Annotated in this window: 7 protein-coding genes; 1 reads left to right on the forward strand and 6 read right to left on the reverse strand. The window is 65.7% G+C overall.

Translation table 11 applies throughout. The features are described from left to right. Positions 1–203: 203 nt before the first annotated feature. The 5 genes from L2Y96_RS10715 to L2Y96_RS10735 all read right to left on the reverse strand — a co-directional run bounded on the left by L2Y96_RS10715 (position 204) and on the right by L2Y96_RS10735 (position 18,128). Entirely contained in the window at positions 204–3,050 is a 2,847-nt protein-coding gene (locus tag L2Y96_RS10715) for a C1 family peptidase (RefSeq protein ID WP_247336678.1), read from the reverse strand. A gap of 138 nt (positions 3,051–3,188) precedes the next feature. Continuing rightward, positions 3,189–4,514 carry a c-type cytochrome gene (locus L2Y96_RS10720; protein WP_247336681.1) on the reverse strand — a complete coding sequence of 442 codons (1,326 nt, stop codon included), beginning with the start codon at positions 4,512–4,514 and terminating at the stop codon, positions 3,189–3,191. Positions 4,515–4,529: 15 nt separating this feature from the next. Continuing rightward, complete coding sequence (locus tag L2Y96_RS10725) at positions 4,530–6,305, reverse strand: GMC family oxidoreductase (RefSeq protein ID WP_247336684.1); 1,776 nt, start codon at positions 6,303–6,305, stop codon at positions 4,530–4,532. A 4-nt stretch (positions 6,306–6,309) separates the two neighbouring features. Next, positions 6,310–7,062 carry a gluconate 2-dehydrogenase subunit 3 family protein gene (locus L2Y96_RS10730; protein WP_247336687.1) on the reverse strand — a complete coding sequence of 251 codons (753 nt, stop codon included), beginning with the start codon at positions 7,060–7,062 and terminating at the stop codon, positions 6,310–6,312. Positions 7,063–7,253: 191 nt separating this feature from the next. Beyond that, positions 7,254–18,128 (reverse strand): autotransporter-associated beta strand repeat-containing protein, encoded by a 10,875-nt coding sequence (locus tag L2Y96_RS10735; protein ID WP_247336689.1) that lies wholly within the window; start codon positions 18,126–18,128, stop codon positions 7,254–7,256. A gap of 82 nt (positions 18,129–18,210) precedes the next feature. Between L2Y96_RS10735 and L2Y96_RS10740 the strand changes: the two genes are divergently transcribed. Continuing rightward, on the forward strand, positions 18,211–18,378 hold the full coding sequence (locus L2Y96_RS10740; RefSeq protein ID WP_247336690.1) for a hypothetical protein: 168 nt from the start codon (positions 18,211–18,213) through the stop codon (positions 18,376–18,378). Positions 18,379–18,481: 103 nt separating this feature from the next. On the opposite strand, the gene L2Y96_RS10745 is transcribed toward L2Y96_RS10740, so the two are convergent. Then, on the reverse strand, positions 18,482–18,964 hold the full coding sequence (locus tag L2Y96_RS10745; protein ID WP_247336692.1) for a DUF302 domain-containing protein: 483 nt from the start codon (positions 18,962–18,964) through the stop codon (positions 18,482–18,484). Positions 18,965–18,995: the final 31 nt, after the last annotated feature.

Here is an 18,995-nt window from a genome sequence, read left to right on the forward strand (position 1 = left end):
AGCCCACCCTGTGGGCGACATCTTTCGCGAAAGAGCCACAGGGCCTGTGGCGTCGGCGCGAACGGCGTCGCCCGCAGGGTGGGCTCCTACAACGGCGGGGAATGGACGAAGGCGCAAATTGGGTGATGGAAGGGATTAGACGAAGGCGCAGATGGGGTGATGGCAGCGGTTAGACGAGGGAGCGGATTGGGTGATGGCGGGGGTTAGAAGCCGCGGAGGTCGGTGACCGGGAGGGTGAGTTTTGCGCCTGTTATGCGCTGGATGGTCCGCCCCACGATGGCGATGTTGTTGTCGAAACTGCCGTGGCTTGCGGGGATGGTGGTGGTTGGGCTGGTGTTGACCGTGCTGGTGGTCGTCAGCTCGGTGCGTTCGGAAAGATGGCTGTCCTTTGCGGCCTGGCGCCAGTTACCCAGCGCTTCGCCCGTGGTGGATGAGCCATCCCAGCCCTTGTAATTCGGATCCATCACGTTGGCCAGACCAAGGATCGGCGTGCGCACATCCTGCTCCAGTGCGTCCGAGACCATGTAGAGCAGCGACTTCCGGTAGACCGCGCCGACGTTGTCGTTGCGTTCGTCTTCGTCCGAAAGGATATCGAGGTACATGCAGCCCATGAGGTTCGCATGCGGCGCGTAATGCTGGTTGGCGAACTGCACCGTGCATGCCGGTGCGTAGAAGTGCAGCGATTTCACCGACGCATCGAGGCCGCGCGCCGTCATCAGGTCGACCAGCCAGCCCAGGAAGATGGAGCCGGCCGAATGCCCGATCAGGTGGATTTCGAGTTTGTCGCCTGAGCTGGCGGCGAGGTTTTGCAATGCCGTCACGAGAAGATCGGCGCCTCGGGTGGGGTCGATCGCGCCCTGGGCGTTCTGCTTCATCTGGCTCCAGATGGGCCGGGCGAGCGGGCGCGCGATCGTGGTTTCGATGAGTGCATCGGTCGCATCGGTGATCGCTTCGCGGATCCCGCCGGCGCGTGAGGAAGCGGGATGGAATTTATCCTGGATGATGTCTTCGATGGATTCCAGGAACCCGGTCTTCCAAACGATGAAGAGCGGATAGCAGCCGTTGCCCGTGAAGTAACGACCCATGACACGAACGCGCTTGATCGCGTCGTCCACGTTGTTCAGTCCACCGTGCACGTAAAGCACCAGGCGCCGCGGCGATGACGCTGGTTGCTGGCGAAACCACTGGTCGGGCAAGGTGCTGGCCTGGTAAAGCAGGCTACGGGTCAGCTCATCCTGCGTCAGGTAACGGTCGACGCGGCCGTCATTGCCGAGCACGACGCTGTGTTCGTAGGCATCCGCTTCGCTCCAGGTGAGATCGCCGGCCTGCCCCGCCCGCCTGGTATCGGCGGCCGTGCCAGCAGCGCGCTGCCCGAAGACCAGACCACGCACGCCCATGGCCACGACCCAGGCATCCATGGCGTTCGCGAGCCAGTCCGCGTAGGTAAGCACAGCAAACCCACCTGCACCCCACGTCTTCCCCCACGAGTTCTGCACCACGAAGCCCTGGGTGTTGAAGCCGACGAGCGCAAAGGCGTGCCCACCTTCGCGGGCCGGCGAACCATCGAACGCGATCACCGGCAAGCTTTCGTGACCCGTGATTTTCTTCCTTACCGTGGGCAGCGTCTGCCAGCCGTCGTGCGTGTTCGCCGAGACGTAGATGGCGCCCACCTCAAGGATCGCCGCCTGCAGATCCGTGATCGTCTTGACATCGATGCGGTAGTAGACGCCGAGCGTGTTCGCGGTAGCGCGATCGGCGTAGCCAAAGGCCGGCGGCTGGGTATCGTCAGCGTGGTAAGGCCAATCGCTTTCCAGGCACACCCCGTTGTAGAACCAGCCCTTGATAGCGCCGCGGCAGCTGGATCCAGCGTAGTTTTCGCCTGCGTACTCGTCATACCGCCGCGCGAAGTTGTACAGCATGCGCGGGCTGACCGATTCGAGCTTCAGCGGCGTATCGGCCTTGCGCCAACGCAGGTAGTTGATGACACATGCCAGGCCGAAACCCGTGCACGCGCCCTCCGCCCCCTGATCGAGGATCAGGCTGGCTTTGGAATAGACGGGCAGCAGCTCGACCACCTCGTCGTCGCTGGGTGTGCAATCGGGCAGACTGCTCACTCGCGGAGCGAAGAGGCGATCGCGCAGGTCGACGGGATCCTTGCTCGCATTGAGCGTGCGCGCGGGCGTCGCCTCGGCAACGGCGGCCTTCGCAGCGCCCCGCTTGCGTGCCCCGGCGCCCACGGTGGCGGTTTCAGGCCATACGTCTTTCGCCAAAGCAAAGACGCTACGGAAGCGGTCCAGGCCGTTGGTGCCCCCATTGACCAGCTTGCGCGCTCCCGCGAAGTCGTTCGCCGCCAGGCGCGCGCGAATCTTCACGGCGACATCGCCCAGGAAGACCGCCAGCAGCACGGCGGCGACCTCAGGTGCACACGCAAGATCCGGCATGGCTTCGATATCGAGCCCGATCTTTGCGGCGTACGCGTGGTAGTTGGCACGGCCAGTGAGTTGTACGAAGCCCCTGCCCCGATACAACGCCCCGTCGCCCGGCTGCGTATTACCCAGGTCCTTCCGGCCGTCATAAGCACTGAACGGCGGCATGCCCGGCGTGGTGTTGAAGTGCGAGGGGAATTCCGGGATGGGCACAAATCCCTCGGTTTCCGCGCGGATCGTGCCCAGCGCCGCGCAGATCATGGGGCGATCCGTCAGCCCCTCAACGTTCAACGCCGCGGCGACATAGCAGAGGTAACGCGCGATGTTCGAGACCTTGGTCACCGGGAACAGCCGCTTCACGGCGTCCAGCGTAAGCGGCACCGCCGTGGGCCGTAGCCCGATCATCCCGAGAACACTCTGGCAGTACGGGCCGACGATGCCATCGGCGACCAGCCCTACGCCCGACTGCCACTGCCGAACGGCGGAATCCGTGAGCTGATCGAACGTTGTGCCGGCCGCGAGCCCGGGAAACGCCGCAGCGGCGTCGCCGAGCACGGCCGCCAGCTTCTTGCGTAGCAACGCCACGTCGGCGCCTGTCGCGCCTTTCGCCAGGAGCAAGGTCATGATCCTCTCCTCCATGCCCTTGTCGGGCAGGTCAAGAGGATCGGTTATACGCCCGCATGTGTTACAGCACCCATACGCCGAACGACCTAGGTAGGAGCGCGCTTGCTCGCGATCGCGCGCAAGCGCGCTCCTACAGGGTTATTCCTTCGGCAGGGTTGCGCGGACCTTGCTCACGGCCGATGCATCGACGGCACCGGCGTGGTTACCGAAGTTGCCGCGGACGAACGTGGCCAACTTCGCGACTTCATCGTCACTCAGGCGGTCGCCGAAGGCGGGCATGCCCAGCGGTGACGGCGCGGCCTGGGTCGAAGGCAGATGGCTGCCGCCCAGGATCAGGCGTACGAGCGTCGTCGGGTCGTCGGCGAGCACCGTCGGGTTGCCGGCGATAGCCGGGAACACGCGGGTGTAGCCGTTGGCATCGGTACGATGGCAGGCGGCGCAGTTGTCGACGTAGATCTCGGCGCCGCGGCTATCGTTGATACCCGCCTGGAGAGCTTTGGCAGTGTGATCATCAGCCGTGTACGACGACGGATCGTTCGCGGTGGCAGGCAGCGACTTCACGTACGCCGCGATCGCATGCAGGTCGTCATCGCTGAGGTGCTGCGTGCTGTGCACGGCCACGTCGGCCATGGGCTGGCCCACGATGGCGCTGTGCGCGTTGCGCGCGGTCTTCAGCGTATCGACGATATCTTGCTCGCTCCAGCGGCCGAGGCCATCGGCCGTGTTGCCACGCAGGTTCACCGCGAACCAGCCATCGATGACCTGGCCACCGGCAAGATAGCCCGGAGCCTGCTCATCGAGCGCCTTCTCCTGCAGCGCCACGCCACGCGGCGTATGGCAGCTGCCGCAGTGGCCGAGGCCCTGCACCAGGTAGGCACCGCGCGCGATCTTCGGATCGGTGTAGCGCTTGTCGTCGAACGCTACCGCATCGGGCACCGGGGCGAACAGCTTGCGCCAGATCGCGAGCGGCCAGCGCATGGAGAGCGGCCACGGGATATCGGTGGCGCGATTGGGCTCGGCCGAAGGCTTGATATCGCCGTGCAGGAAGTACGCGTACAGGGCGCGCACATCGTCATCGGTCATCCGGGCATACGACGGGAACGGCATCGCCGGATAGAGCGACGAGCCATTCGCGGCGATACCGTGGCGCACGGCACGGTCGAACTGGTCGAGCGTGTAGTGGCCGATACCGTGCTCGGCATCCGGCGTGATGTTGCTGCTGTAGATCGTGCCCAGGGGCGAGGCGATCGGCAGGCCGCCGGCGAATGCGGCACCGCCTGGCTTGGTGTGGCAGGCCGTGCAATCGCCTGCATAGGCGAGGTAGCGACCCTTTTCCACCAGCGCCGCATCGGCCGCGGGGCCGGCGTCGATAGCACGGGTGTGGGTGGGCCAGTACGCGAACGCCAGCGCCGCGGCCAGCACGACGATACCCACGCTGATCAGGGTGAGGAGAAGCTTCTTCATGTCGATGCGCTCCCCTTACGCCTGGACCATCGGGCCGGGGTTCTTCAGGTACTTCTCCCGAATGGCCGTCGCTGCCCAGTACGCCAGGCCACCGACCAGGCCGGTCGGGTTGTAGCCGTTATTCTGCGGGAACGCATTGGCACCGATCGCGAACACGTTCGACACATCCCACGATTGCAGGTAGCGATTCAGGGCCGATGTGGCCGGATTGCTGCCCATCGTCGCGCCGCCGCAGGTGTGCGTGCTCTGGTACTTGGTGATGTTGTAGTGCTCGCCGTCCTTCTTCGCATCACCCAGGATGGAAAGGGGATTGAGCGTGCGGCCCATCTTCAGTGCCTGGTCCACGAAGAACTGCGAGGCCTTGATCTCATTCTGCTGCCAATCGAAGGTCATGCGCAGCAGCGGACGGCCGAAGGCGTCCTTATACGTCGGATCGAGGCTCAGGTAGTTCTGGCGGTACGACATGCACGCGCCCTGCACTTCGAAGTAGAACGAGTGGCGGAAATTATCCGCGACCGCCTGCTTCCACTTCGAACCCCAGTTGGGCGTGCCGGCCGGCACGTTGATGCCGCGCACCGGGCCTGCACCCGGCTGGCGTGCCCAGACCAGGCCGCCACCGACGAAGCCCAGCTTGCCGTTGTCCAGCTGGTTGCCGTTGAGGTCATCCATGGTGGCGCCGGCGCCGCCAATACCAATGAACTGGTTGGCCTGCACGTCCTTGTCGTAGAACAGCACCACGCGGTTGAGGTTCTGGTACGAGTAGTTGCGGCCGATGGTGCCGGTGTTGCTCACCGGGTCGTACGGCGTGCCGATGCCCGAGACGAGCATGAGGTGCACGTTGTACAGCTGGAAGGCGCACAGCAGGACCAGATCCGCAGGCTGTTCCACTTCACGGCCCTGGGCATCGAGGTAGGTGACGCCCGTGGCCTTCTTCTTCGTGCTGTCCAGGTTCACCTTGAGGACCTGGGAGTTGGCGCGCAGCTCGAAATTACCGCGCTGACGCAGCACCGGCAGGATGCAGGCGTTGGGGCTGGCTTTCGAATAGTTGATGCAGCCGTAATCGCTGCAGAAGCCGCAGGCGTTGCACGGACCCATCTGGCAACCATACGGGTTGGTGTACGGACCCGAGGCGTTCGAGGTCGGGATGGGATAGGAGTGCCAGCCCATTTCCTTCGCGCCCTTGTGGAACATCTCCGCACCGAGATACTCGGGGTTCGGGCCCAGCGGGTAATCGCGCGTGCGCGAACCTTCGAACGGGTTGCCGCCGGGCTGGATCACGCCATTGATCTTGCCTGCGCGGCCGGCGGTACCGCAGACGCGCTCGAACATGTCCAGGTGCGGCTCGAGGTCGTCGTACGAGATCGGGAAATCCTCGATCGTCATGTCGTCCGCGATGAACTTCTTGCCGAAGCGCTGCTCCACGTTGCTGCGGAAGTTCATGTCCTCCGGCAGCGGGCGGAAATGGCAGCCCGACCAATGCGTGCCTGCGCCGCCCACGCCCGTGCCTGGTTTGAACGAGCCGATCTGGCGGTACGGCACGGCCGTATCGGCCGAGGTATGGCGGATGGTGACGGTTTCCTGGTTCAGACCCTGAAGGAAGCGGCGATGCACCGAACCCTCCAGCTCGTCGATGGCCTTCGGGTAGGCGAAATCAGGCTGCGTATCACGATCTGCGCCACGCTCCAGCGCCACCACGTTCAGGCCTGCGTCGGTGAGTTCCTTGGCCAGGATCGCACCCGTCCAGCCCATGCCGACGATGACCGCGTCGACTTTCGGTTTCACATTTGCCATGCCATTAACCCCGCTTACCCGAAAGATCCACCGGACCCAGCGGATACGCCTTGTCGCGCACCGTGATCCAGTCCATGTAGTCGGCACGCATGCCGGGGTAGCCAATCATCTTCCAGGCCCCCATGTCGCGATTGCCGCCGTACTTCGGGTCGGCGAAGTAGCCGTTTTTCACTTCCGTGAGGAAGTTGGTGAAGAAGAGTTTCGAGGAGATGCCCTCGAGCTTGAGCTTGCCGCCTTCGGCCTGGGTCAGCAGGTCTTCCTGCTGGGCCGCCTCGAGCTGGGCGAACGCCTTGCCGTTGAAGGCTTTCTTGCAGTGCGCATCCATGGCGCTGATGCCCACGCGCAGGATGTCGCGCAGCGCAAGCTTGCCCTGGTAGCCGAACTCGGCCGGTGCTTCGAGGAAGGGGCCCTGCATGTACCAGATATCGCCCGCGGCGTACGGCGTCTGCATGTGACGGTCGAGGAACTCGGGCACGCCCGATTCCACCGCGCCCGGCCCGGTATCGTCAGAGGGAATCAGGCGATCGCAGGCTGCCTGGACGAACGCCCATTCGGTGTCCTTGAAAAAGGTCGGCGTGTACGCCTTGGGGTCCCATGCGCCGGCGAATGGCTTGCCGGCGGCAGGCACACCCGCCTTTTCGGCGGCCTGTACCGCGTGCATCGCGGGGATGGCGGCGGCGATCGGTGCCAGGGACAAGCCCAAAAGAATACGGCGACGCGAGTGCAGCGCGTCGGAAGGAAGGTCCTTGTCGGACATGTGGCTAGGCCCCCTGAAGGCTTGGCTGGTATGCAGGAACAACCCGGTGGTGGGACTCACGCCGGGTTACAACGGGTCGCAACAATGTACGCGTTACGGCCCCGGGCGGCTATCGATGCACCGCAACATGAAAGTAACTTCATGTTGCGGCGTACGACCACCCATTTTCGGCATACCAGCCAGAACCTTTATCACCAGTGCATGCGGAAGCCCAATGTCGCACTGACCCCATGTGAATCGCCGCCGTCGGAAAGGCCACGCTGGCCCTGCACCTCGCCGTAGACCGAGTAACGGCCATTCGCCCAGTCGAGCGCACCGCCGACACCCGCGCCGGCCCACCAGCGGCCGTTCCGCGTACCGAAACCGGTTCCGGCCACGTTGGCACGAGCTTCGTCGGTGAAGTGGTTGTAGACGTTGGCGACGGCATACAGATGGGTGGTCACCGTACCCGCGGCGCCCTGGTGGCTCCGCAGGTAATCCACGGTGGTGCCACCACGCGCCACGCCTGCCTTGCCATCCGCCTGCGAAACCCGGCTATCGAAGGCATCGTTGAAGCCATCGAAAGCGGTACGGCCGTAGCTCACCTGGGCCTGTGGCGTGAGCGTCCAGGCATCCGAGAGCCAGAAGCGCTTGCCGGCTTCCACGCCGAAGGCATAGCCGTTCGCTTTGTTGCCATCGGTAAGGACACGAGCGAGCTGGTTCGAATGCAGGTCCGAGTCGAAACGCAGCCAGTGCGCCTGGGCGTCTACGTAGAAACCGTCGTCGCCGTACCAGGTCAATGCGGCACCCACGCCATAGCTGCGCGTGTTGATGCTGCCATCGCCATAGGCGGAGCGGACGCTGGTGCTCTGGTGGCCGTACTGCAGCGAGACCCCACCCACCAGGGTGCCGTCACCACCCTGAGCCAGCACCGCATCGGCACCCACTTCGGAGCGTGACCCTGACAGATCGTAGTTCGTGCCACTACTGCTGGATTCGGGCTTGAACGTCTGGTCGCTGCCCTGCACGCGCACCCACATACCTTCGCCGGGCTGCATGCCATCGCGCACCTGGTCGTCCGCCCACTGACGGTTGCCCGTACGCTGGAACAGCGTATCCAGTGCGTTGGCCTGCTGGAGCATGCCCGCGTACGCCTCGTAGACCGGCACGCCCGGCTGGTAAAGCGGCGAAGGATCACCCGCCGTGCCATCGAGCAATGCGGAGCGCAGATACCAGTCACCGTCGGCCGAGGTGGTGCTGCCCTTGTACAGACGGTACGCGTACGCGCCGGCAACCACGGCCTGATCGCCCTGGAACACGTAATCCCCCTTCAGGGCGAACGTGCCGTTCGAGGCCCCCTGCACGTCGATCAGCTTGATGCCCTCGTTGGTCTGGGCACCGGCGCCACCGACGTTGGTGACCTGTACGGTCGTGTTGCCGGACGTCGCGCCGGCGACGACCAGGCGATCGGTCACGGATGCATCCCCGCCAAGCGCCGCACTGAAACCCAGCGTACCGCCCTGCCCCGTGTAATCACCCGCGACGTTGAGCGTCGTGCCTGGCGCAGTTCCGAGGTGGACCGTACCGGCATTGGCCAGCGAAACGAGATGCTGCGAGAACCCGCCCAGGTCGAGCGTGCCGGCTGCCCCGACATGGAAGGCCGAGTTCGCATTGAACGCGTCCGTCGCGGTCGCGGCCAGCGTGCCCTCGCTCACGGTGGTGCCACCGGCATACGTACCCTTGCCGCCCAGGGCCAGGGTGCCCGCGCCGTTCTTGGTCAGGCTGCCGGTGCCGCCGATGTCGCCGGCCAGCGTGAGCGTGGTGCCCGCATCCGCGGTGATGGTGGCGTCACCGCCAAGGCCGAACGCGCGCTGGCTGGCGAAGGACCCGGTCGTATGCAGCGTGGCATCGTCGATCGATACGGCACCGCGCACATAACCCAGGTTGGCATCACGCGACACCTGCAAGGTACCCGCGTGGATGTCGGTGCTACCGGTATAGCTGTTGTCGCCACCCAGCACGAGCGTGCCGAGGTCGTCCTTGACGAGCATGGCCGCACCGATCAGCGGCGCATCGATCGTCGCGGTGATCGCGGCGCCGGCCGAGGATCCATCGCCGACACGAATGGCCGCTGCGCCGCCGGTAAGCGTGATATCGGCGCCCGACACGGTGTAGCCGTCCGTCAGGAATTGCATGCCCGAGGCACTGACCGCGCCGGTGGTGTTATCAACGTCGACGGTGCCTGCCGTGCCGCCGAAGATCGCGAACGCGCCCTCCGAATACGGGGCATTGATCGCGCCATCGGCTTCGGTCCAGCGGTCGTTATCAGCAAGCCGCCACGTGCCGCTTCCGCCGGTGATCGCGCCGTCGTTGGCGTGCCCCGGGCCATCCCAGAAGTTCAGGGTGAGGCCGTTCGTGTTGACCAGATTCACCTGGTGGTCAATCGAGGTCTGCACGAAGTTGTCGGCCGCCGGCAGCGTGCCGAGCTGCAGGCCGTTGTCGGTAAGCGCACCATCGTACGAGATCAGGCGGTACACCCCCGCGCCGAACGCGCCACCGGCCGTGGTCGCGACATTCAGCGTGCCATCCAGGGTGAGATCGCCGTGCACCACGGCGAGGTCGTTCAGCGGGCCGCCCGGCGTGCCTGCCTGGCCCAGCTGGTAATCGAGCACCGCGTTGCCTGAGAGCGCAAGGTTACCGTTGATCGTCAGCGTGCCTGCCGTGCCCGCGGATCCCCCGGGGCTCAAGATGCCGCCATCGGCCACGGCGACATCGCCACCGAGCGTGCCGCTGCCACCCAGCGTCGCGCCGGCCGCGACGCTCGTGGCGCCCGTGGCCAGCGACTGATCACCATTGACCAGCAACGTCCCGGCAAGCACGTCCGTTGTTCCGGCATAGCTGTTGCCCGCCGTGAGCACGAACGTGCCTGTGCCGCGCTGGCTGACGCCACCGGTGCCCGTGATGCTGCCGGCAAACACGGCCGCGTCGGCGCGATCGAACGCCAGCGTTCCGTTATTGACCACGTTACCGAGGATCGACCCCGTGGTGCCGCCTTCACCGAGCTGCAGCACGCCATCGCGGATGGTCGTATCGCCGGTGTACGTGTTATCGCCCGCCAGCACCAGGGTGCCCAGGTCGGACTTGGTCATCCCGGCGCTGCCGGTCAGGACCGACGCGATGGTAGCCGTCATGCCCGAGCCGTCCGTCGTGCCGTCGCCAACACGGATGACCGGATCACTACCCGTCAGCGCGATGCTGTCGCCTTCGACACGATACCCATCGACGGCGAACTGCATGCCTGCCGCGTTGATCGCCCCCAGGCTGGCATCGGCCGTGACCGTGCCGCCGTTCGCCGCGAAGATCGCGAAGTTGTTATCCCGGAACGGCCCGTTGAACGAACCATCCGCGGGCGTCCAGTTGTCGTTGCCGGCGTTGTTCTGCCATACGCCGTCGCCGCCCTGCACCTGGCCGTCGCTGCGGCCGCCGTTTCCGTCCCAGAAATTGACGTCGACGCCGGTCGTGTTGATCAGGTTCACCTGATGGTCGATCGAGGTCTGCAGCAGATAATCCGGCGAAGGCACGGACCCGATCGTGAGGCCGTTGTCCGTGAGACCGCCACCGTAGCTGATGATGCGATAGATGCCGGGATCGAACGTACCGCCCGACGAGACCGACACATTCAACTGGCCGCCGAGCGTGAGATCACCCGCGACCTTCGTGAGGTCGTTCAACGGACCGCCGACGACATTCGCCTGGCCCAGGTCGACATTGAGGTTCGCTGCCGTGCTCAGCGCGAGGTCGCCGCGGATGCTGAGCGTGCCCGGTGCGCTGCCGACATCACCCGCGTTCAACGTGCCGCCGTCGGCCACCGCGACATCGCCGCCGATCACACCCTTGCCACCCAGCGTGCCGCCGGCATTGACCGACGTCGTGCCCGTGGCTGCGGACTGATCACCATTGATGTAAAGCGCGCCGGCACGCACCGTGGTCGGGCCGGTATAGCTGTTGGCGCCGGAAAGGATCGTCGTGCCCGAGCCTTGCTGTTCGAACGCGCCCGTACCGGTGATAGTGCCCGCCAGGGTGAGCGTGTCGCTACGGTTCGTGACGAGGGTACCGTTGTTGGCCACGTTGCCAAGCACCGAGCCCGTCGTGCCGCCATTGCCAAGCTGGAGAAGCCCCGACGTGATGGTGGTGCCGCCGGTATAGGTGTCGTCCGCGGCCAGGATCAGGTTGCTGTTCCCCGACTTCACCAGTCCGCCACTGCCACTCAGTGCGCCGGTGAGCGTCAGGACGCCGTCGGTCAGGAACGTGCCACCCGCGGCGCCTAGCGTCACCGAACGCGCAGAATCGAAGCCAGCGGTATTTTGCAGGGTGCCTCCATCCAGCAACAGGCCTCCCGCCACGTTGCCGAGGTTGGCATCGGCGCCCACGGCGAGCGTCCCCGCGTCGACGCGGGTGCCCCCTGCGTAGCTGTTGCTGCCCGTGAGCGTCAGCGTGCCGCCGCCGGTTTTGACAAGGCCGCCAGCGCCGCCAACGTTGCCCGTCAGCGACAGGTCGGCCTGCGAATCGAGCGTCGCGCCTCCCTGGTTGATCGTCACCGTGCGCGCGGACGACATGGCTGCCGTGTTGCGCAGCGTGGCGTTATCGATCGCAAGGTCGCCTGCGGCATCGCCGAGGTTGGCGTCGCTGCTCACCTGGAGCGTACCGGCGTTGACCGCGGTGCCGCCGGTGTACGTGTTGGCACCCGATAGCACCAGCGTGCCGAGATCCTCCTTCTCCAGCCCCCCGGTCCCCACGAGCGACGCATCGATCGTGGCCGTCATGCCAGCCCCCGCCGACGTGCCATCGCCGACGCGGAAGATCGACGGGCCACCGGCCAGGGTCACCGCATCCCCTGTGATGCGATAGCCGTTCACCGCGAACTGCATGCCCGCGCTGGTGATGTTGCCCAGCGAGTCATCGACGGTGACTGTACCGGGCGTGCCCATGAAGATAGCGAACTCGCCATCGGTGTATGGCGCGTTGTACTGGCCGGTCTGGTTGGCCCAGTTGTCGTTACCCGCGCTGTTCTGCCAGGTGCCGGTGCCGCCATCGATCGTGTTGTTGGCGTGGCCGCCGGGGCCGTCCCAGAAGTTCAGCGTGAGGCCGGAGCCATTCAGCAGGTTCACCTGATGGGCCACCGAGGTCTGCACCTGGAAACTGCCCGATGGCGTGCTACCGAGCGCAAGGCCCTGGTCGTTGAGCGTGCCGTCGTAGCTGATGATCCGGTAGAGGCCCGGGCCGAAGCTGCCGCCCGGCGTGGCGGATACGTTGAGCGTGCCGTCGAGGTTCAGGTTGCCGTGCACGACCGTAAGGTCGTTGAGCGAGCCACCGACCACGTCGGCCTGGCCAAACTGGTAGTTGAGCGCTGCGCCTGCGGCCAGCGAGAGATCGCCGTTGATGGTGAGCGTGCCTGCCGCGCCGGTTTCACCCGGCGCCAGGCTGCCGCCGTTGGCGACCGTCACGTCACCGCCGATCACGCCCGTGCCGCCCAACGTTGCCGTGCCCTGCACCGTCGTCGCGCCTGTCGCGGCGGCCTGGTTGCCATCGATGAGCAGCGTGCCCGACTCGACGCTCGTGCTGCCCTTGTAGCTGTTCGCCGCGGTCAGGCGGGTGATGCCTGCGCCGCGCTGGGCCACGCCACCGGTGCCCGACACGAGGCCTGTGAACCCGTAGGCATCCGAGCGGTTGAAGGCGAGCGTGCCGTTGTCGGTCACGTTGCCAACGATCGAACCGCTGGCACCTCCGTTGCCAAGTTGCAGGGTACCGGCCGTGATCGTCGTGCCGCCGGTGTAGGTTTCGGCTGCCGTGAGCACCGTCGTGCCACTGCCCTTCTGTTCAACATTGCCTGCGCCGGAAATCGTCCCGTCGAGGGTCATGGCATCCGAACGGTTGAATGCCAGCGTGCCGGCGGCAACGATCACGCTGGGGCTCGCGATGCTGCCGGTGGTGCCGCCGTTGCCGAGCTGAAGGATGCCGCCATTGATGACGGTGTTACCGGTATAGGTGTTGTTACCCGTGAGCAACCAGGTACCCGCATCGTTCTTCGCCAGGGTGGTGATGCCACCCGGTCCGTTGATGATGGAGCCGCCCATCGTGTTGTCCCCGGTGTTGTTGCCGCCGAGGCCGAGGGTGCGGTTGCCGTTGCTTGCATAGGCTGCGGATCCCGTGTTCGAGAACACGATGGCGCCAGTGCCCGACGACTCAATGACGCTCGAGCCGGTCGACAGCGTGAACAGGCGATCCGTGGTGTCGCCGGTGCCGGTGTAGCGCAGCGTGGCACCGGTGCCGATCACCAGGTTGCTTGCCGCGTTCGAGGAGGAGCCGATGCTGCTCGCCTGTCCGCCATTCGAAAGTTTATCGACGCCGAGGACGCCGCCCACGATGGTGGTGACGCCGGTGTAGGTGCTCGCCGGATTGCGCAGGATCCAGGTACCGGTACCCGTCTTGCGTAGCGATGTCTTGCCGGTGCCGTTATCTGCGAGGAGCGCTGCCAGGCTGTTGTTCGCCGCGCTTGCGCCCGTAAGCGTCACGGTCTGCGCCGTATTCGCACTGGTGTAGGCGACCGCGCCGGTGTTGGTGAACTGGATGGCCCCGGTGCCTTCGGCACCGAGCGCACTGGTGGCCGATGGACCCAGCGAGAACAGGCGATCGGTGCTGTCTCCGGCGCCGAGGTATTGCAGCGTACCGCCATTCAGCACAAGGTTCGCCGCATCGTTGCTGGAAGCGCCCAGCGAACTCGCGGCGCCACCGTTGGCGAGCGACTGCACCGAAAGCGTTCCGGCGTTGATGGTCGTGGTACCCACGTAGGTACTCGCGACGCCGGCCAGGTACTGCACGCTTCCCGTGTTCTTCACCAGGTTGCCATTGCCGCTGATCGCGCCCGCATAGGCGCTGACGCCCGTCGACGATGCGCCATTCACGGTGAGCGTGGCACCGCCCAGGTCGATGTTGCCACCCGTGGTGCCGCCGCCGAGGAGGTAGGCGACGGCGGTGTTGAAACCGTTCGCATCGAACTGCGCACCGGCAACGTCATCAAAGCGAAGCAGGCCGGCTCCCAGCGCGTTCGTGATATTGGCGCGCAGCGTGCCTGCGCGCACGTAGTTGCCGCCGGTGTAGTTGTTGGCGCCCGAGAGCACCAGCGTGCCCGGCCCCTGCTTGGTCACCGAGCCTGCGCCGGTGATCTGTCCCAGGATGCCCAGCGTGGTTGCCGCGTTGCTGATCGTGAACGCGCCGACGCCCGTAATTTGTACGCCACGGTCGATATCGACGTCACCACCGGTGTAGACCAGTGTGGATGTCTGCAATTGCAGGTTGGACGATGCGCTCCCCGAAGCACCGACGCCACTCGCCTGGCCGCCATTAGCCAGGCAATCGGTGCTGATGGCGCCACTTACGACCACAGTCGGGCCCGTGTACGTGTTCCCGCACCCGTTCATCACCTGGGTACGGCCGGAGACGAGGATGCCGCCCGTGCCGCTGATGGCACCGGAGAACGTACCGTTGCCATTCACCTGCAGCGTGCCGGAACCAAGCACGACATTGCCCGCGCCATTCAGGCCGCCGACCCAGGTAGTGAAGTTGGCCAGGTCAAGCGTGGCGCCCGCGTTGACCGTCATCGCCCCTGCACCCGTACCGGCCGCGTTGCCACCGAACGCCTGGCTCGCGCCGGCGCGGAGCGTGCCCGCATCCACGGTGTTGCCGCCGGTATACGTGTTCGCCCCTGAAAGGACGAGGACGCCGTCGCCCTCCTTGGTAAGGCGCCCGGTACCGACGATGACGCCGCTATCGGTAAGGGTCGTCGCCGCGTCTGCGACGTCGACCACGCCGGCACCTCCCGCGAGCGTGAACCCGCGATCCGTCGACGTCGTGGTGCCCGTGTACTGCAACCCGCCGCCGTTCTGCAGCAACAGGCTCGTCGCGTCACTGGTGCCGGCACCGATGCCGCTCGTTTGCCCGCCATCGGCAAGGGCGCCCGTTGAAACCAGGCCCGCGTTGACGACCAGCGGTCCCGTGAAGTCATTGCCTGCGTTCGATAGCGTGAGCGTACCGGTGCCGGTCTTCGTGAAACCCGCATCATCCGGGCTGGTGACCAGGCCGCCGAACGTGAGATCCGTCGTGCCATCGACCTGGATCGTGCGCGAGGGACCACCGTTCACCAGGGTAAAGCCGCGATCGGAGCTGGCCGTGACGCCGGAGTACCGCAGCGTGCCGTTCTCCAGCACGAGGTTAGCCGCGTCGGCGGACGACGCGCCTAGCGCACTCGCCGCACCACCGTCGGCGACGCTGCTGAAGTTGAGCGTACCGCCGCTGACCGTCGTCCCACCGGTGTAGGTATTGGCGCCCGTCAGTACGATGGAGCCGGTACCCGTACCGCCGGCGGCAAACGAGGTCGCTCCACCGTTGTCGACGATAGCCGACGCGATGGTGAACGAGCCGTTGCTGTTCTGCAGGACACCGAGCGGGCTGCCGCCCGCGCCACCCGTCATGGAGCCGCCCTGGATCTTCTGGGCCGCGTTGACAGCGCTGGGGCCGACGATGATCGTGCCATCGACGCCCAGTGTGCTGCCTGCGGCCACGGTCACCGTGGAGTTCGACGCGGCGGTGTATTTCAGGCCGCCGAGCGCGACATTGCCCACGGTGCCATTGGTGTAAGGGGTGTTCGCGTTACCACCCTCATCGCTCACGATGTCGCCGTCGACCCAGGTCCGGGCGTCATCCTTGTTCGCGTAGTTGGTGAACGCACCGATCACACCGCCCGAGACCTGCGCGTAGTCGCTGCCGTTCACGGTGGCCCAGCCGCCCAGTACACCATCGGCATGCGTCGTGTGGATGGTGGCGCCCGTGTTAAAGCCGAAATCGACCAGGCCGCCGGTGCGGTTGATCGCGCCTACGGATACATCCAGCGTGCCACCGCTGGCAGCCGTGGCGCTCAGCCGGTTGCTGCCGGCGGTGATCCCAAGCCCGTTGAACGCCTGGCTGTTCGCACCGGCACGTCCCTTCACCGCCAGCGTGCCGCCGTTGAGGCTGAGCGCGGAAGCTGCGCTGAGAATGTTGCTCGCCGGCGCACCCGTGCCAGTGAAGTCCAGCGTGAGCGTGCCGCCGCCGATGTTGGTCGCGCCCGTGTACGTGCTGGACCCGCTCAGCGTCGCGGTGCTCGCACCGAGCTTGGTCAGGCCACCCGTCCCCGTGATCGAGCCGTTGTAGGCGGCAGTGCCCGTCGTCGCCTTGAGCGTGAGCGTCCCGCTGCCAAGGGCCACCGTGCCACCCGCACCCGACAGGGAGGCCATCGTCATGGAAAGGTTGTTGAGATCCAGCGTGCCGCCATCGACCTGGAGTCCGCTCGTACGCGCAAACGCCTGGTCGCTCCCGGCGACCAGCGTACCGCTCGTGACCGTTGTCTTGCCGGTATAGGTGTTCGCGCCGCCGAGCAACCAGCTACCCGAGCCGTTCATCGTTACGTTGCCCGCGCCACCGATGACGCCCGTCCAGGCGTTGCTGCCCGTGTAGGAGCCGCCGAGCGTGAGGGTGTCCGTTCCGCCAGCAGTGAACGTTGCGTTGCCCGTAAGCGTCAGGCCACCCGAGCTGCTGTTGTTATTCACCGCGCTGGCGTTGTCGATGGTCCAGGTGCGATTGCTGCTCGCAGCGCCGCCCACGTAGCTGAGCGTGCCACCGGTCAGGGCCATGACGGCGGTCGATGCCGTGCCCGTGCCAAACGAGCTTGCCGTGCCAATATCCGCGAGAACGTTCGCCTCGACCGTGATGTTCGAGATCTGCGATGAGCCGGTGTACGTGTTCAAACCGCTCAACGTGATCTTGCGTCCTGCGGTGCCACCGTAGGCAAACGTGCGATCGGCGGAGCTGCTGAGCACACCGCTAAGGTCGATATCCGCCGAGCCGGCCTGGAAAGCCATGCTGAGCCACGGGTTGGTAGCGGCGATATTGCCCGTCAGGTGGAGCGTTCCGGTGCCGTTGTTCCACAGCGAGGTGCTGCCGCTCGATGTGCTCTGGAATTCCCAGTCGCGGTTCGAGGTGCTCCCCGTACCGCTATAGGTAAGGGCGCCACCCAGGCCGCCACCCGCCTGGACGATGATCTTGCCGGTAGCGGCATCGGTCGGTGCGCCCAGCGCACTGGCGACGCCGAGGTTTGCAATCGAGGTGAAGCCATAGGCGCCACCGCCACCGATGAAGGCCGTGGCACCGGTGTAGTCGCTCGCGTTGTTACTCAGGAGTACGCCACTGTACGACAGGATGCGGGCCGTACCCGTAATACGTGCAGCGCCAACAGCGCCGGCCAGGCCGACATCGCCGGTGCCCGTGGTAGTGACCACGCGCGAGGAAGCAATAGCCGCCCTGGCGTTGAAACTTGAGCCGCTAGCCAGGGTGATCCCGTTGCTAGCATTACCAAGCGCGGCGTCGTTGGCCACAATGAGCCCGGCAGAAGCAACGCTGATGCCACCCGTGAACGTATTTGCACCGCTGAGCGTGAGAGAACCGCCACCCGTCTTGGCCAGCCCTGCGTTTCCGGCGATCACCGAATCGATCGTCGCGTTGCCGCCCAGGTTGATCGTCGGCGTGGCGCCGGCCAGCGTGAGCGTCCCGCCAGTGAGCGTGTATCCGGAGATAGAAAACGTCAGCTGACTGGCGGTTACGGGAGCGCCCAGGGTAACCGTACCGGCCGTGCCGGCGAAGATCGCGTTGTCGAGCGCCGCGTTGTTCCATTTGACGAAGGGGCCGGCCACGCCGTCGCTCGCGCTGTTGAACAGCGCGGTGCTCGTGTCCCACGTGCCTGTGCCGCCGCTCCCGTTCGAACCCCCGTTGACGTCCCAGTAGCGATCGGCTGCCGCGGCGCCTGGCGTGTAGAGCGCGCTGAGTGCGCCAAGGATGCCTAGCGAAAGCGCCAACAGGGCGGGCCCGCGCTGGGCACCCGGCCGCTCGTCGATAGCGATCGCCCGGCCACGGCCCTTGCCATGCTTGCCGGCCAGTTCCGATGCCACCACCCACGCACCCACCGCCGTCGACCACACGATGCGGAATACACGATTCATAAGATGTCCCCTGTCGCCGCGCCGAAGCGCGCCGTTTGCGCAGGCAGCACCGTGCCGCCCTCAATCGGGCAGCCGGATAACCATGACGAGTGACGCGCAAGGCGCCGAACCGGAACGCGGCCGGGGAAGAACGGAGCGGTTGATCGGGTATTTAAATCGATTCAAACGCTTGCGAAATAAAAAGGTTTCGCGCCTGCCCCTGTCGCACGCCAACGCGCTGGCCGAAGATCGCGTCTTCACGCCAGCGTGACGGGGATGTTAAACAACTCCGTAGAATTACCTAGGACCTATAAGGCGCAAATTCGGTTGTTACTACGTTTATGAGAACTGGCCCGCAGTTTTTATGCGCCAGGTCAATTTGCACTAGCGCCCGCCGCCTGCTTCGCCAACTGACTCATGAAGCCCGCCAGTTTGGTCACCGTTTCCGCGTCCTTGATCCCGTACCCGGCGGCCAACGGCTTCAGGTCGTGGTAGCCGATCCAGGTGGCACCTGCCTCGTCCTGCCAGATCGCCAGTCGTAGCGGCAGGTCCAGGGCCATCGCCTGCTGGTCCAGCATCAGCTTCGTGCCGACCTTGGGGTTGCCAAACACGAGTACGACCGTCGGCCGCAATGACAGCCCGGCCTCTTTTGCATTGGCGGCATGATCGAAGGTCGCAAAGACCGGCACGCCAAGTGCGCTTAGGGCGGCGCGTGCGCGGGCTTCCGTACTGGGAACGTCCGAGCTGCTCTGCGTCACCAGCAGGTCCGGCGGCCCCGGGGGTGCAGCCGCCGCCGCGCCAGTGCCCATGGCCATGGCCGCCGCGGCGACCGAGAAGAATATGCCCGCTTTGAACATGGCTCACCCGGCCCACCGGCCATCGCTAGGA

The sequence above is a fragment of the Luteibacter aegosomaticola genome (genome assembly GCF_023078475.1).
GTDB lineage: Bacteria > Pseudomonadota > Gammaproteobacteria > Xanthomonadales > Rhodanobacteraceae > Luteibacter > Luteibacter aegosomaticola.

What these genes read in the sequence shown, in the direction of transcription:
- L2Y96_RS10745 (WP_247336692.1), bottom strand. Translation starts at nt 18,964, where the DNA reads ATGTTCAAAGCGGGCATATTCTTCTCGGTCGCCGCGGCGGCCATGGCC.
- L2Y96_RS10725 (WP_247336684.1), bottom strand. Translation starts at nt 6,305, where the DNA reads ATGGCAAATGTGAAACCGAAAGTCGACGCGGTCATCGTCGGCATGGGC.
- L2Y96_RS10740 (WP_247336690.1), top strand. Translation starts at nt 18,211, where the DNA reads ATGACGAGTGACGCGCAAGGCGCCGAACCGGAACGCGGCCGGGGAAGA.
- L2Y96_RS10735 (WP_247336689.1), bottom strand. Translation starts at nt 18,128, where the DNA reads ATGAATCGTGTATTCCGCATCGTGTGGTCGACGGCGGTGGGTGCGTGG.
- L2Y96_RS10715 (WP_247336678.1), bottom strand. Translation starts at nt 3,050, where the DNA reads ATGACCTTGCTCCTGGCGAAAGGCGCGACAGGCGCCGACGTGGCGTTG.
- L2Y96_RS10720 (WP_247336681.1), bottom strand. Translation starts at nt 4,514, where the DNA reads ATGAAGAAGCTTCTCCTCACCCTGATCAGCGTGGGTATCGTCGTGCTG.
- L2Y96_RS10730 (WP_247336687.1), bottom strand. Translation starts at nt 7,062, where the DNA reads ATGTCCGACAAGGACCTTCCTTCCGACGCGCTGCACTCGCGTCGCCGT.